The sequence below is a fragment of the Pragia fontium DSM 5563 = ATCC 49100 genome (assembly GCF_900112475.1).
Taxonomy (GTDB): domain Bacteria; phylum Pseudomonadota; class Gammaproteobacteria; order Enterobacterales; family Enterobacteriaceae; genus Pragia; species Pragia fontium.
Window position 1 is genome coordinate 143,168 of sequence record NZ_FOLW01000006.1, and the last position, 15,184, is coordinate 158,351.

Genomic DNA, 15,184 nt, shown 5'->3' on the forward strand with positions numbered 1-15,184 from the left:
TCCTGTACTGAAATAACGATAACAGCATGAATTAATGCTGACATAACAAACTCTTTGAATCATAGGTAAAGCATGTCACACACAACAAAGGATGGAATATTGCAGCGCGTTTTTAAACTCAACGAGCGCAATACCAATGTTAAAACTGAAACGCTGGCAGGGATCACCGGATTTCTGGCCGCCGCTTATTTATTAGTGGTTATTCCTGGCTTACTGGCTGCCGGTGGTATGGATAAAGGTGCGGTCACCACTGGTACCATCTTGGTTTTTGTTTTCAGTTCATTATTAATGGCTTTTTACGGTAACCTACCGTTTATCGTCGGACCTGGTATCGGTGGTTCGGTATTAGTCGGCATTACCTTAGCCAGTAATGACGGGATTGGCTGGCAAATTGGTCTGGGAATAGCCTGCTGGTCAGGTGTATTATTCTTTGTGCTCACGGTTTTTGGCTTGCGGGAGGTGGTAACCCGCTCGGTTCCACAGTCAATCAAGCTGGGACTAACCGCTTCAATCGGCCTGTTTGTCGCCGTGCTTGGCTTCCGTAATGCGGGTTTGGTTCTGGCTAATGCCAAGAACAATTCCTTCATGCTGGGTGATTTTACCTCTCCTGGTGCTTTGATTGCCCTACTCGGCTTGATGATTGCTATTGGTCTACAGGCTCGTCGTTTTCCCGGCGCTATATTATGGGCGATTCTGATTGCGACCCTTGTGGGTATTCCATTTGGCGTCACCAAAGTACCCGAAAACATCTTTGCGATGCCACATTCTCTGGAGCCGGTATTAGGCCACGTTGATTTAATCGGTGCGTTAAATATTGCTTTCCTGCCCTATCTGTTTGTGTTTTTCGCTTCTGAGTTTTTCTCCACCATGGGAACCACGCTGGCAGTAGGCGGTAAAGCTGGATTATTAGATGAACACGGCAATATGAAACATATAAACCGTCCGTTTATCGTTGACTCCATTGCTGCAGCACTGGGTCCCGTGGTTGGTATTCCCGCGGCGACTGCGTTAATTGAGTCATCCGCCAGTGCCGAAGCCGGTGGTAAAACTGGTCTTACCGCACTGGCTGCCGCGGTCATGTTTTTACTGATGTTACTGTTTACCCCTATTGCACTGATGATTCCTAAAGAAGCCACCGCTCCGGCATTGATTCTTATCGGCCTGAGTATGTTCAGCGGCTTACGTAAAGTCGATCTGGATAATTTCACCGAAGGGTTACCGGTGTTGATGATGGTGATGATCACGCTGATTGCCAACAGTTTTGGTACAGGTATTGCCGGCGGCCTACTGTTCTATATCGTGATTAAGTTGGTTGCTGGTAAATGGCGGGAAATTCCATTCAGCCTGTATATTTTGGCGGTTCCATTAGCTTATTACTTCACCACGTTGGTAAAACACTAACGATAAAAAAACGGGCGCTAAATTAGCGCCCGTTTTATCTGATTCAATAAAGCTGATTATTTCGCGTCAGCCAAATCCTTCGGCATTCCACCCTGCATATTCTGCCAAATTGCGCCGCTGGCTTTACCATAGTGGCGAACACAATCCATCACCTGATCGTGCAGCTTATCCTGACAAATATCAGAAAGCTTGCGATAGAAATTAATCGCCAACTGACGGGCTTCTGGATTAGAGAAATAATAGCGTCCAACGCGCATGTACAACCCTCTAATCCCATTGAGAATCAAACCATAAATCGGGTTTCCGGAAGCAAACGCCAAACCGCGAAAAATATTATAGTCGAGCTCAGTAAAGGTTTCTGAACCCTCATCAAACTTTTCAGCCTGAGCTAACACTTCCTGCGCTTTTTCTGGATTTTGACGAACTGCCGCACGAATAAAGATCGAAGCGATATTCGTTCTAACGGCCAACAGGTTATCAATAAGCTGCGGCACGCTATCGTGATCCAATCGAGCCAACGTTTCTAGCAGGCTTAGGCTGGAAGTTTCCCAAAAGTTATTCACTTTAGTAGGCTTGCCGTGCTGAATGGTTAACCAGCCATCACGAGCTAAACGTTGTAATACTTCGCGTAAAGTTGTACGGGTTACCCCAATTAATTCAGATAGTTCCCGTTCTGCAGGAAGGATAGAGCCAGGAGGAAAACGATTATTCCAAATACTCTCTATCAAATACTCTTCCGCAAATCCTGCCGGACTCTGCGCCTTGATCACCATAAAAGTGTTATTCCATTAGGGTACATAAATAATTATTCATTGCGCGCATCATATCAGATGCGTCTGGTTGGTTATAGCATCAAGCCATATTGATTAGAGGAAACTGTGGTTTATGTTGCAAAAATAACGAATTTCTAGCGTTAAAAGTTTTTCTTAATCAAATTAATAAACAGTAGAACAAGAATTTTAGCGCAAATAGGTCAAATCTGGCTCAGAAAATGCATTTCAAAGATGGCATAGCGATAAAACTAGTTTAAACTAATCAACACTGGCGATCGCTGATACATATTAAAGTGAATGAATCATGTTACGTTTTTTAAATAGCTGTTCAAAAGGAAGAAGTGCTTGGCTGCTACTCGCTCTGAGCGTCATTGTATTAGAATCTATTGCCCTTTATTTCCAGCACGTCATGCTACTAAAACCCTGCGTACTCTGCATTTATGAACGCTGTGCGTTGTTTGGTATTCTTGGCGCTGCATTAATTGGCCTTATCTCTCCATCTTCAACGCTGCTTCGTTATGCCGCTTTAGGGCTCTGGTTATACAGCACCATTGAAGGTCTGATGCTGACGTGGAAACATACCATGATCCAGCTTTACCCTTCTCCAGCGAATATTTGCGATATTTTCGTAAACTTTCCAACCTGGCTACCCCTTGATAAGTGGATGCCGGCGGTGTTTATGGCCAATGGTGACTGCTCAGAAAAACAGTGGGCGTTTTTATCATTAGAAATGCCGCAGTGGTTGCTGATTATTTTCGCCATCAATCTGGTGCTGGTTTTACTGGTTATTATTGCTCAGTTTGTAAAACCTAAAAGACGCTTCTTCTCTTAATAAGAGATGATTACCTAAATAAAAACGGCATCTTTAAGATGCCGTTTTTATTTGCCGAATTTACCCACCACTATTTTATTCACACGCTTTTTACTGTTCAGTGCGGTAAATAAAGAATCCATGGTTATTGGTGTCTTCCCCTTATATCAGGGATTGGTAGCTCATCGTCTTTACTGGTGGGGTATGGGGTTAAGCGCGACTTAACAAAAAAAAAATTTCATTATTATTATTAATTTGTTGATACACCAATCATATGTAATTGTGGCTTGTGCAGCGTCCATAACTTCTCTGCATCCATTAATATAATAAAAACTCGTTATACCAAGATGTTATCCCCCGCCAGTCGGGGGTATTTTTTATCCTGTTATTCACTCCCTCATCTTATTAGTGCTACATAACCACTTTAGTTCTGATGACTTTCCCCTGCCAACGCTAAACTTGCTCAAACAATAATTTTGATATTGTTTATCAAATTATATGACTTACCTTTCGTTATCAGAACAATTACATTGAGGTCTCTATTGATGAGTACCATTGAAAAGGAGTTTTTCTTGAAACATATCATTGCTATATGCGCCCTGCTTTCTCTCTCTTTTGCTTCACACGCCAAAATTGTGAATAACAATAATCCTGAAGGATTTAAAGCATTCAAAATGGACTACGCTGAAATGACCGATATTGCTAATCCCAATAAACTAGCATGGCGTGTTTTTTACGATAAACCCTCTACCGGTAAAGATCACCTATGGTTTGATGCGGTGAAACAAGGGGATTTAGACACAGTTAAAGCGATGCTGGCGGCCGGACAAGATATCGAAGCAAAAGATACCGGCAGCCTCGATCAAACTGCGTTGGGCTGGGCCGCCTTTATCGGTTATGACGATATGGTGGACTATCTGATTGCTCAGAAAGCCAACCTATGGGCCACCGATAAAGGTGACGTCTATAACACGTTAAAATCTGCTGTATTGGGGAAAAATACCAAAGTGGTAGAAAAGATTTATACCCTGCTAAAAGACCAAGTTAATATTAACGATCAAACGTTAGAAGACGATGGTGAAACGCTGGTTATGGTTGCTGCCAGCAATAACCGCATTGAAACGGTAAAATACCTGATCGGTATCGGCGCTAACGTGAATATCTCAACCACCACACAAGATAAAAGCTTAAATTCTTATGACCAAAGCCCATTAACTTATGCTTGTAAGCGTGATTTAAAAGAGATGCAGCAGCTATTAATTGCTCATGGTGCTGTTAACCATCGAACTAAATTAGCGGCCTGTGACTAATATGAAGTGAACAAGATAGAGACTCGAGTTACATTTATTTGATTTTTTATTCACTGTGTGCAGCTATCACTCAATAATTTAACTCATGAGATACAATAGTTAGGCTAACTAGTAAATATGACAGTTACAACGCTTTAGCTATTTCGTTAATATTAACTCGCTATAAATTGTTGCGTTCTATTATGTGTTAGTTCTTTTGCCCTGCCTCTGTGGGGCTTTTTTGTGCCTGAAAAAGTAATGGAAAGGAAATACATACCTATATCATGGTTAATTGAACGCAAGTTTCATACTACTCTCTAGATATGTTAGAACATTATCCTTTTATAGTATTCATACTCGGATACTCTTGCTATCAACCCACTTAAATCAATCAGTACAGCTAAAATGTAGAAGATAATTCCCATAGCTAGATTCAAAAATATACTCATCATATAAAGAACCGTACCAGATTGGTGGAGCCGTAATGAGCCTATAAACTTTAAAATTATCCATTATCTCAAAGAGCATGTCATAAAAGCCGTTCATTATGGACATTCGGGTATTCTTATGTAGACTGTCAAGATCCTCATGCTCAAAAAACCAACGTCCCGCAGTTACTTCTACGTCATCAAAGTTCACTATTTCAAGATTTGGATGCCAATACTCAGGCGGGAATGATTCCGTTAATGATTTGTGATATTTATTAATTGAATCAAGTAGCGACTTACCATCTTCTAGCTTGACTATGTAATAATCGGAAACTCGATCGCAGTCATGATTGATTAACTCAAGTAGATGTAAGTATCCGTTTATTTTCTCAACATATTTATCCATGATTTCTTTTACACATATCTATAGAGCAGTATATGAAACGTAGAATGAGATTTAGCAAAATAGTACTAATTTTCACTGACACGAATAGAGCATACATCAATCCAAACAATCTACCGCATTTATGAAAAATAGATGAGGGAATGCCCCCGATACCCCGACAATAAATGGATAATTAATAGGTTTATAAACTCAATTAATTATCTAGCCCAACCGGGCTTATTCAATATATGGTCCTGCCAGTCAACCACTTCGCTTTCCGGTACCGCTATATGGCGAACCGTGATTCTGGCAGCATGCATCGCTGATTTAGAACCCACCAGCAACGGATGCCATTCAGGTAATGACTGACCTTCTGCTATCAAACGATAAGCACAGGTTGGTGGTAGCCAGCTAAAGGTCGGTAAATTATCTCTGGTCAGCTTTATACAATCCTCTTCCAGTTCGAAGCGGCGATCGTAATTACGGCACTGACAGCTTTTAATATTCAGCTGATCGCAGGCAACGTTAGTGAAATAGATTTCATCGGTATCTTCATCCATCAGCTTATTCAGACAACACTGACCACACCCATCACACAGCGACTCCCATTCATCATCGGTCATTTCAGATAAAGTTTTTTGCTGCCAAAAAGGGGTCTGACTCATTACGCTATTCCACTCATTACTATAAAAAACAAGGCCTATCTAAAATCAAACGCCTGTAACAGTGAGGTTACAGGCGTCAACGATAATAGATGATATAAATTGATTATAACACGCGACTGCTAATTTCTTTACCATTAAGGGAAACGGTGAAACGATCGCCATGTTCTATCGGCCCTACGCCGGATGGTGTACCAGTTAAAATGATATCTCCCGGCCGCAACGTAAAGAACCGACTCATATAGGCGATCAACGGTAAAATTGGCGTGATCATCTCTTTCGTATTGCCGCTTTGACGGATTTCATCGTTAATGGTTAGCGATAAAGTGGCCTGTTGAGCATCCCCAAACTGCCCTACCGGAATAAAACCCGATATCGGGCAAGCGCCATCAAATGCCTTGGCTTTTTCCCATGGTTCGCCCGCTTTTTTGCATTCGGCTTGTAAATCACGCAGCGTTAAATCGATGGCAATACCGTAGCCTACAATGGCGTTTGCCACTCGGCCTTCATCCGCATTCTTTAACGGCAGACCGATCAAAACCGCCAGTTCAACCTCATAGTGAACTGAGCCAAACCCGTCAGGAATGGCGATTGGCTGAGTAATATCACAAAGCGAAGTTTCAGGTTTGATGAATAATAACGGCTGTTTTGGCGCATTATCCCCCATCTCTTTAATATGATCAGAATAATTCTTACCTACGCAGACAACTTTACTTACCGGTAACTCTAATAAGTCACCCTGCCAGTCCCGATGTTGATACATATGTTTACTACTCCTTCACATAACCATGATCTGGTTCAGTCGGTTTACGGACTTATTATTTACCCGGCAGCGATGCAACGCTAACCTGATATTATCGTCCAACTATGATCTCAACATCATATCACTGTACCAATAATGAAAACTTAGATTCACCGCTTAGTTTTGTATAACTTTATCCGCTAATGTGCCAATACTAATGGCAAAATAGGTAGAACGATTCCAATGCATGATGGTGCGGAAGTTATTAAACACCAAAAAGGTTCTGCCCTCAGCGTCATCAGGCTGAATAATCCATGCTCGCTGACCGGTAGGAACTTTCTTCGATAGTTTAATCCCTAACGTCTTCCATTCCCCAACCGTCTTGGATTTTTCATCTTCCAACCCAATCCACTCACGATTAAACTTTTTCGAAATGCGAACTTCCTGACCCCAACTCTCTTTATTATTCCACCCTTCAGTGGCTAAATAGTTGGCCGTTGAAGCAAACACATCATCCAAATTATTCCAGATATCAATCCGACCATCGCCATCACCGTCCATGCCATAGGTAATAAAGGATGTTGGCATAAACTGGCATTGCCCCATAGCGCCAGCCCACGAGCCTTTAAGTTGATCGGCGGTGATATGCTTCTGCTGCAAAATTTGTAGGGCAGCCATCAGTTGTTTTGTGAAGAACGCTTCTCTACGTCCCTCAAAAGCCAACGTTGACATGGCTGAAATAATATCCTCTTTCCCCTGCATCTTGCCGAAGTTACTTTCCATTCCCCATAGAGCAACAATATAGTTAGCCGGAACCCCGGATCGTTCACTGGCTCGACTTAGCTTATCCTGGTTAGCATGGTACATCTGACGAGCTCTTTGCACCTTTTTATGAGGGAGAACCCGTCGTAGGTAATCGTCCAACGTTATCTTTTTCTCTAACTGATTCTGATCGGACTGGATCACCCGATTGAGAAAATAAACATTGGCAAACGCCTGATCAATTGTTTGCTGGTCAATACCTTGCGCCAGAGCTTTAGCTTTTAATTTTTCGATATAAGCAGGAAACTGGGATTCGTCATTAGGCACAACGTCTATCACCGGAACTGGCGCTACCGGCAATTCGGTCAAAACAGTTTCAGCTCCGATAACGTTACCAGAACCCCCAACCAACACCGCTGCGCCCATTAACCAAGCCATTATTGATAATTTCACTACGTCCATCCTGAAGCATATTTACTTTAAAAAGTTAAACGGCAATATCTATATTTACCCCACGCATTAATCTTCTGTTGACCAACCATATTCTTCAGGTTGTTGCAGCAAACTCTCTATCGGCGGTGGCACCTGTAAATAAAAGCCCTTCTCGGTTAAATCCTGCTTCACCCGTACGATATCCGCTGATGCCAGACGCTCTCGGCTATCGAGCGACAGCGTCATCACAAAAATCGGTTTACCAAAATTAGCCATTAACTCTTCTGGTACTTTGGAGAAATCATCCTGCTTTTCTATATAAATATAGGTCTGATCGCGCTTATTACTTCGATAAATTGCACACAACATATGTCATTACGCTCTAATTAATTTATTCATTGACTTGCCTAGATATGCCGCTAACTATAACATGCAGTATCCGTTCGTGTATTTTACAATATTGAACTTTAAAGCAGTGCTTTGACGTTAGTTAGAGCCAAAATTGAGTCAGGATAGATGTCACAATCGCCAATTGAATTAAAAGGCAGTAGTTTTACTCTGTCAGTTGTTCATTTAAATCATTCAGAACCTGAAGTTATTCGTGAAGCTTTAACCGAAAAAGTAAAGCAGGCACCGGCGTTTTTACAAAACGCCCCAGTGGTTCTGAACGTTGCTACTCTACCTTCCGATGCTGATTGGTTACAAATCCAACGCGCCGTATCGGATGCAGGTTTACGTGTGGTTGGCGTAAGTGGTTTTCAGAATGACGAGCAAAAGCTTTCCATTCAATTGGCTGGCTTACCGTTATTGACGGAAGGAAAAGCGCCGAAATCACCAAAATCTGCGCCTATTGTGGCACCGCCGCCAGTCGTGAAAACACGAATTATCAGTACGCCTATCCGTACCGGTCAGCAGATTTATGCCCGCGATTGCGACCTCATCGTCACCAGCCATGTTAGTGCCGGTGCCGAGCTGATTGCCGACGGTAATATTCATGTCTATGGCATGATGCGCGGTCGTGCCCTTGCTGGAGCCAGCGGTGACGCTAGTTGTCAGGTATTTTGTACCCAGCTTGCAGCTGAATTGGTATCAATTGCCGGTCAATATTGGTTAAGTGACCGGATACCAGCTACATTTTATGAGCACAGCGCCCGTCTGTTTTTGAAAGATAATATTTTAACCATTGAATCATTAAATTAAGCCTTTTTTACAAGGAACACGCTATGGCACGTATTATTGTTGTTACTTCCGGTAAGGGAGGCGTTGGTAAGACTACCTCCAGCGCTGCCATTGCTACTGGTTTAGCACAAAGAGGTAAAAAGACCGTTGTTATCGATTTCGATATCGGTTTACGTAATCTTGATCTGATCATGGGCTGTGAGCGCCGTGTCGTTTATGATTTTGTAAACGTTATTCAAGGTGATGCCACGCTAAATCAAGCACTGATCAAAGATAAACGTACAGATAACCTCTATATTCTGCCTGCGTCTCAAACCCGTGACAAAGATGCGCTAACCAAAGAAGGCGTCGCCAAAGTACTCGAAGATTTAAACGAGATGGGATACGACTTTGTTGTCTGTGACTCTCCTGCTGGTATTGAGAGTGGCGCCCTGATGGCGCTTTACTTTGCTGATGAAGCCATTATTACCACTAACCCTGAAGTTTCATCGGTTCGCGACTCTGACCGTATTCTTGGCATTCTGGCTTCCAAGTCCAGACGCGCAGAAAATGGCGAAGATCCGATCAGAGAACATCTGTTGGTAACGCGTTATAACCCTGGCCGCGTAACTCGTGGTGATATGTTAAGCGTAGAAGACGTGGTCGAGATTCTACGTATTCCATTGGTTGGTGTGATTCCTGAAAGTCCATCGGTTTTACGGGCATCTAACCAAGGTGAACCGGTCATTCTTGATACCGAATCCGATGCAGGCGTAGCCTATTCCGATACCATCGATCGCCTTCTTGGCGAAGAGAAACCATTCCGCTTCCTAACGGAAGAAAAGAAAGGTTTATTAAAGCGACTGTTCGGGGGATAACGCATCATGGCACTGTTAGATTTCTTTCTGTCCCGCAAAAAGGCAACAGCCAATATTGCCAAGGAGCGGCTGCAAATTATCGTTGCCGAACGCCGTCGCGGAGACAGCGAACCTCACTATTTGCCACAACTGAAAAGAGATATTCTTGAAGTTATCTGCAAATATGTACAAATCGATCCTGAAATGGTCAGCGTTCAGTTGGAGCAAAAAGGAGATGATATCTCCGTGTTAGAACTTAACGTTACCCTGCCGGAAAATGAAGAGCCGCCGAAGCGCTAAATAACCGCTTCCTGGTAAAAGTAACGGCAGTCTGGTCCCCGGTAACAGTAAATATTTTTACTGTTACCGGAAATCGGGATAAAACAGAACAATAACAAATCAGAATCCACCAACCTCGTCCGACAAATACCCCCCATACCTATAAATAACACGCACAGAAACCTGCCGATAAATATCAGCAGGCAGAATATAACGCGTGGGAAACAGTATTTTTTATCGTTGGCGATATTAAAAATTATTCAACAATCAATTTGATTTGGCTTTTCTGGCTATCATTTCAATTTCTACTTCGGCCCCCAAAGGCAAGCCCAGTACTGCGATGCAGGTTCGAGCTGGATAAGGCGCAGAAAAATATTTTTTATATTCTTCATTCATTTCTGAGAAATTTTCCATATCCGTCAGATAAACGTTAACCTTTACAACATCGCTCTCACTCAAGCCAGCCGCTTTAAGCAACGCCAATAAATTTTTAAAACATTGAGCCGTTTGCTTTTGAATGTCATCTGCATAAGCAACGCCTGCTTCAGAATTCATGGCCGTTTGCCCGGCAAAATAGACCAACTCTCCAGCGTCAACAGCATTGGAATAAGGCCCCGAGGCAACAATTTCTGGCGAATCGTAGACAATTCTTGGCATACTCTATACTCCTTATCGGATTAACTTGATCAATGGTAAACTTCAGTCTAACCGATAGTGGCATAAGGGCCGTAGCAAGACTATTAGTATTATTTTACTAATCAAGCATAAATATGTAATACCAATGTATCTTAAACGTTACTTCTTAGATTATTTATCATTAAATCTTCCACTTCACATAACTATAAAATGTTAGGCAATTAAATGAATGAGACATCATTCAGCTTAATAATATAAAAACATTTTTTTGTTAAAAAATTATTTTCGTTTTTTTGATGCTGTTCAAAAAAGTGATATTAATTCCTCGTATATTTTTATTTGTTTATTTATAAATAAAAGAGACTCATCAAAGTAAAAACAAGGAAAACTTTTCTCCTCATTGCCATACCTTAGCCCCTTTTACCATCGGGTCAGGGGCAATGGTTTGCTGTCGCTAAGTCAGCGTGGCTTCTAGCCCCAGGAGAATGACTGACCTCTAACTACCAGCGATTTAATATGATTGATTTTTAATACGAATAGTCGACTGATAAATATTTTAAACCTTTACGTAATCAGCAAATTAAATGAATCAGGGATGTTTAAATGCTCAATAAAAATTTTCAGCCACCATTAGAAAATAATATTCATATCAACAATACTAGCAATAATGAACAATTGCTAAATGTTGCTTTTCATTTTTCTCCTGTCGGCTTACTCGTCGTTGCTAAAATAAGAACAATCAGTTTTTACAATAAAGCCTTCGCTGATATGTTTGGCTATGAGTCTGATGAACTTATCGATCGATCATTAGATTGCTTATACCCTTCTCTTACGGAATTCGAGCATACCGGCAATCGAGCCGCAGCAGTTATGCGTGAAACAGGTTTGTACAGTGATGAGCGCATCATGCGCCATAAAACAGGACGTTTATTTTGGTGTTATGCCTCAGGGCAGGCAATCGACAAAGCCGATCCACTCCAATCTGCCACTTGGGTTTTTCAAGACATATCATTACGTCGGCCAGTGTCCAGAGAATTGACTGTACGTGAACGTGAAGTTGCTCAATTTCTCGTGCTGGGTCAATCCAGCAAAGAAATTGGCAGGCAACTTGGTATCAGTCAACGCACGGTAGAAGCGCATAAAGAAAGGTTAATGCAGAAGCTGTCCGCGAAATCTACGGGCGAACTTGTCGCCAAGCTTATTGGTCGATATCTTTAACGCCGTGATATCCCCCACATATCACAATCAGAGCTGGAATACGCCTATTCCAAGTCATTTTGTACCGGTAAACCATCCAGAATATAGAGATGTGTATACGCAGAACGAAATCTATACGTTATGATTTCTTGATATTCTTGTGAGTAATAAAAATCTTTAGCGACGTTAACAGAGCTAAACTCCAGTATAATAACGCGCGGCACATTTCTTCCGCCCTCAAGAACCTCTGGCACATTAGTGGAAACTAAAAATCGTGCCTCATACTTTTTCAAAATTGGCTCAACTCGGCTCATGTAATCTTTATAAAAAACCTCAGAATCAAGCACCCTCAACTCAGCAAAAAGATATCCTCGTTTAATCATAACTCTCCCTATGCATAGATATGATGCAAAAATATGTAGTCAACCTTCAAATACCGATCGCATTATTAAATGAAGAAAGCCTTCTGCCTCATCAGCTATTGATTACAGAAGGCGTACATCCGACAGGATTATGCAAATTTGCCGATACCCTCCGGCGGATTACAGGGAACGGTTTCCATTTTCGCGGGTACCGACATTTCAAATAACTCCAGATCCTCAGAGATGGCCGTTTCGTTATGTTTTAGACCGGGTGGAATAAAGAGCGACTCGCCAGCACCCACTCGAATAGTCCTTCCGTCTTCGAACTGAAGATCAATCCAGCCTCGCAGGGTATAGATAAAATGAACATCGCAGATGTGGTAATGCCATCCCGTTTGCTGCATGACGCCTGTTGCCATTGTCACTTGAGCTCTTACCTGCCCCTCCGTAGCATCTGTCAGACCAAGCTCTCGATACTTAAAAAATGCCCGGCGCCCAGGTACGAAAGGTGCTGTCTCAGGTGTAGCATAAGTCAGTTTTTTGAGTAGTTCCGCTGGGGACTTCGGTTGCAGTGATGAATTCGAAGAATCTAGACTACTTTTCATTGTATTCCTCCGGTTTACATAAATATGACTATCTGGTTGATGGCGTGTAAATCCCCCCATCATCGGACGATGATCAACACCTCGGTACAACTCGCTTTTATGATTTATAAAGCGTTCTTGATTAAATGGCATGGCTATAACCTCATACCCATCCAGTTATGTAATAAACCGCGATGACAACAAACACCGCAATCGTTTTAATTATCGTGATACCAAAGATCTCTTTATATGACTGTCGGTGAGTAAGTCCTGTGACAGCCAGCATGGTAATAACGCCACCATTGTGAGGAAGCGTATCCATTCCACCACTTGCCATAGCAACAACCCGGTGCAAAACGTCTAGTGGTATCTGCGCTGCTTGCGTAGCAAGAATAAATTGGTCGCCCATTGCCGCTAATGCAATGCTGAGTCCCCCGGAAGCGGAACCGGTCACCGCCGCCAGCGTAGTCACCGATACTGCCGCATTCACCAACGGATCGGGAATGTATTGTAATGCACTGCCCACCATCAGAAATCCTGGCAACACGGCAATCACACTGCCGAAACCATATTCAGATGCAGTATTCAATGCCGCCATCGATGCGCCTGAAATCGCTGTTTTAGAACCGGCAGTAAAACGTTTACTCACTGGTTTATAAGCCGTCAGAATGACAAACAGAATCCCGCACAGCAGCGCCCCCTCGACGGCCCAGATGGCTGAGACGCTGGCGATTGACCCCGTTATTGGCGTATGAATACCCCGTAAAACCTCATTGGTAACGTTATAAGAGTTGCCATACCATTGCGGTATGAAAACCGTTAATAAATAATTCACCACACCAACTAATAACAGCGGTGCTATTGCTAACAACGGATGGGGTAATTTAGAAACCTCAACTTTCTCTGGTTCATTGTCGTTATTCTTGCCATAACCTTCGCCGGTTTTTATTGCCGTGCGTCGTCGTATTTCAAGATAAACCAATCCTGTGGTTAAAACGAAAAGAGAGCCCGCTATGCCCAGTACTGGCGCGGCTAACGATGTCGTATTAAAAAAGGTGGTGGGAATGATATTTTGGATTTGTGGCGTACCAGGCAATGCATCCATGGTAAAAGAGAACGACCCCAGAGCGAGTGCGCCCGGCATGAGTCGCTTTGGGATATTACTTTGCCGATAAAGTTCTGCGGCAAATGGATAGACCGTAAAAACGACAACAAAGACCGAAACACCACCGTAAGTCATCAGCGCACACGCAGCGACGATAATGATATTGGCTCTTGATAGTCCAAAAGATCGAATAACCGCAGCGACAATCGCCGACGAAAAACCCGATATTTCAATAACCTTGCCAAACAGCGCCCCCAAAACGAATACCGGAAGATATAACTTCATAAAAGTCATCATCTTCTCCATAAAAACGCCAGAGAAGACCGGCACGACAGCGGATGCATCCGTTAATAACACAGCCCCGAGTGCCGCAATGGGCGCGAAAAGTATCACGCTATACCCTCGATAGGCCATAACCATGAGAAATGCTAATGCTGACAACACTATGAATATAGGCATTTTATTATCATCTCTATAACAGACATTTTTTCTCCTCCCGGTTTTGGGCAAGAAATCGATATCCTACTCAGCACGTCTAGCTTATTTTTCCGGTTTTATTGACGCCCCCAGCAAGATAACCGCCATCAACCGGCATAAAGATGCCATTGATATAACGAGCATGATCGGATGCCAGAAAAAGAATGGCATTGGTCATTTCATCCAACGTACCTAACCGTCTGGCTGGAATCATCGAAGTGTAAGCATCGATGGTTTCTGTGGTATAACTTGCTGCGGTCATCGGGGTTAATACCGGGCCTGGAGCTATCGAATTGGCCGTCACGCCATATGGACCTAATTCCATGGCCAGTTGTCTGGTTAAACCCACCATCGCCGCCTTGGATGTCCCATAAGCAATCCGGCCAACCCCAGCCCGCTCCGCACTAACGGAAGCTACATTCACAATGTGTCCAGCGTTTGCCTTAACCATACTTCTTGCCGCCCGCTGAGCGCATATAAATGCCCCTGTGACATTCACCGCCATCACTTGCTGAAATTGTGCCAATGTATAATCAAGAAAAGCATTGATACCAATGATGCCAGCACTGTTTACCAAGACGTTCGTTGTTTCACCGTACCAAGCTTCAGCCTGTGAAAATGCAGCATCTACCGACTCAGCACTCGATACATCAAGTGAAATAGCGATGGCTTTACCACCTTTGCTCGTAATTTCATCCGCGACCTTTTTAGCATGGGTAAAATTAAGATCGGCGATAGCAACACGTGCCCCTTCAATCGCAAATGCTTGACTAACTGCCCCACCGATACCGGATCCGCCGCCAGTTACAAAGACCGTTTTATCGGGAAATCGCATACCGTAATC

At 42.9% G+C, this 15,184-nt stretch carries 18 protein-coding genes; 7 read left to right on the forward strand and 11 right to left on the reverse strand.

The genetic code is table 11. The annotated features are described in order from the left end of the window. The first annotated feature begins 72 nt into the window (after positions 1-72). Positions 73-1,401, forward strand: coding sequence for an NCS2 family permease (locus BMZ28_RS10580; protein ID WP_047780911.1), 1,329 nt, complete (start codon positions 73-75; stop codon positions 1,399-1,401). Between the two features lie 56 nt (positions 1,402-1,457). Here BMZ28_RS10580 and fadR read toward each other — a convergent pair whose 3' ends face one another. Next, the gene (fadR, locus tag BMZ28_RS10585; RefSeq protein ID WP_047780910.1) at positions 1,458-2,174 is read right to left on the reverse strand and encodes a fatty acid metabolism transcriptional regulator FadR; all 717 of its coding nucleotides are present in this window, start codon (positions 2,172-2,174) and stop codon (positions 1,458-1,460) included. A gap of 304 nt (positions 2,175-2,478) precedes the next feature. Here fadR and dsbB point away from each other — a divergent pair, with 304 nt between their 5' ends. Beyond that, positions 2,479-3,006 (forward strand): disulfide bond formation protein DsbB, encoded by a 528-nt coding sequence (gene dsbB / locus BMZ28_RS10590; protein ID WP_074823027.1) that lies wholly within the window; start codon positions 2,479-2,481, stop codon positions 3,004-3,006. A gap of 551 nt (positions 3,007-3,557) precedes the next feature. Continuing rightward, positions 3,558-4,295 (forward strand): ankyrin repeat domain-containing protein, encoded by a 738-nt coding sequence (locus BMZ28_RS10595; protein WP_074823148.1) that lies wholly within the window; start codon positions 3,558-3,560, stop codon positions 4,293-4,295. A gap of 366 nt (positions 4,296-4,661) precedes the next feature. On the opposite strand, the gene BMZ28_RS10600 is transcribed toward BMZ28_RS10595, so the two are convergent. The 5 genes from BMZ28_RS10600 to BMZ28_RS10620 form a co-directional block, all read right to left on the reverse strand. Then, the gene (locus tag BMZ28_RS10600) at positions 4,662-5,108 is read right to left on the reverse strand and encodes a hypothetical protein (protein WP_074823031.1); all 447 of its coding nucleotides are present in this window, start codon (positions 5,106-5,108) and stop codon (positions 4,662-4,664) included. Positions 5,109-5,305: 197 nt separating this feature from the next. Further along, on the reverse strand, positions 5,306-5,752 hold the full coding sequence (ycgN, locus tag BMZ28_RS10605; protein WP_047780908.1) for a cysteine cluster protein YcgN: 447 nt from the start codon (positions 5,750-5,752) through the stop codon (positions 5,306-5,308). 103 nt (positions 5,753-5,855) lie between these two features. Further along, complete coding sequence (locus BMZ28_RS10610; protein WP_047780907.1) at positions 5,856-6,512, reverse strand: fumarylacetoacetate hydrolase family protein; 657 nt, start codon at positions 6,510-6,512, stop codon at positions 5,856-5,858. Between the two features lie 156 nt (positions 6,513-6,668). Next, positions 6,669-7,706, reverse strand: coding sequence for a lytic murein transglycosylase (locus BMZ28_RS10615; RefSeq protein ID WP_074823037.1), 1,038 nt, complete (start codon positions 7,704-7,706; stop codon positions 6,669-6,671). 66 nt (positions 7,707-7,772) lie between these two features. Continuing rightward, positions 7,773-8,054 (reverse strand): YcgL domain-containing protein, encoded by a 282-nt coding sequence (locus BMZ28_RS10620; RefSeq protein ID WP_074823040.1) that lies wholly within the window; start codon positions 8,052-8,054, stop codon positions 7,773-7,775. Positions 8,055-8,201: 147 nt separating this feature from the next. On the opposite strand from BMZ28_RS10620, the gene minC reads away from it, so the two are divergent. From minC to minE, 3 genes are read left to right on the forward strand one after another with little or no spacing between them, the layout of a single operon-like run. Continuing rightward, complete coding sequence (gene minC, locus BMZ28_RS10625; RefSeq protein WP_047780905.1) at positions 8,202-8,885, forward strand: septum site-determining protein MinC; 684 nt, start codon at positions 8,202-8,204, stop codon at positions 8,883-8,885. Between the two features lie 23 nt (positions 8,886-8,908). After that, the gene (gene minD / locus BMZ28_RS10630) at positions 8,909-9,721 is read left to right on the forward strand and encodes a septum site-determining protein MinD (protein ID WP_047780904.1); all 813 of its coding nucleotides are present in this window, start codon (positions 8,909-8,911) and stop codon (positions 9,719-9,721) included. A 6-nt stretch (positions 9,722-9,727) separates the two neighbouring features. Next, positions 9,728-10,000 carry a cell division topological specificity factor MinE gene (gene minE, locus BMZ28_RS10635; RefSeq protein WP_074823043.1) on the forward strand — a complete coding sequence of 91 codons (273 nt, stop codon included), beginning with the start codon at positions 9,728-9,730 and terminating at the stop codon, positions 9,998-10,000. Positions 10,001-10,246: 246 nt separating this feature from the next. On the opposite strand, the gene BMZ28_RS10640 is transcribed toward minE, so the two are convergent. Beyond that, positions 10,247-10,636, reverse strand: coding sequence for a RidA family protein (locus BMZ28_RS10640; RefSeq protein WP_047780902.1), 390 nt, complete (start codon positions 10,634-10,636; stop codon positions 10,247-10,249). Between the two features lie 582 nt (positions 10,637-11,218). On the opposite strand from BMZ28_RS10640, the gene BMZ28_RS10645 reads away from it, so the two are divergent. Further along, entirely contained in the window at positions 11,219-11,833 is a 615-nt protein-coding gene (locus BMZ28_RS10645; protein ID WP_083399679.1) for a PAS and helix-turn-helix domain-containing protein, read from the forward strand. A gap of 44 nt (positions 11,834-11,877) precedes the next feature. On the opposite strand, the gene BMZ28_RS10650 is transcribed toward BMZ28_RS10645, so the two are convergent. From BMZ28_RS10650 to BMZ28_RS10665, 4 genes are all read right to left on the reverse strand, one after another. After that, positions 11,878-12,195 (reverse strand): DUF1330 domain-containing protein, encoded by a 318-nt coding sequence (locus BMZ28_RS10650; protein WP_074823046.1) that lies wholly within the window; start codon positions 12,193-12,195, stop codon positions 11,878-11,880. A 128-nt stretch (positions 12,196-12,323) separates the two neighbouring features. Further along, a complete protein-coding gene (locus BMZ28_RS10655; RefSeq protein WP_083399680.1) occupies positions 12,324-12,911 on the reverse strand; it encodes a cupin domain-containing protein in 588 nt (195 codons plus the stop codon). 10 nt (positions 12,912-12,921) lie between these two features. After that, entirely contained in the window at positions 12,922-14,322 is a 1,401-nt protein-coding gene (locus BMZ28_RS10660; RefSeq protein WP_074823050.1) for a GntP family permease, read from the reverse strand. 76 nt (positions 14,323-14,398) lie between these two features. Then, positions 14,399-15,175 (reverse strand): SDR family NAD(P)-dependent oxidoreductase, encoded by a 777-nt coding sequence (locus BMZ28_RS10665; protein WP_074823052.1) that lies wholly within the window; start codon positions 15,173-15,175, stop codon positions 14,399-14,401. Positions 15,176-15,184 lie beyond the last annotated feature (9 nt).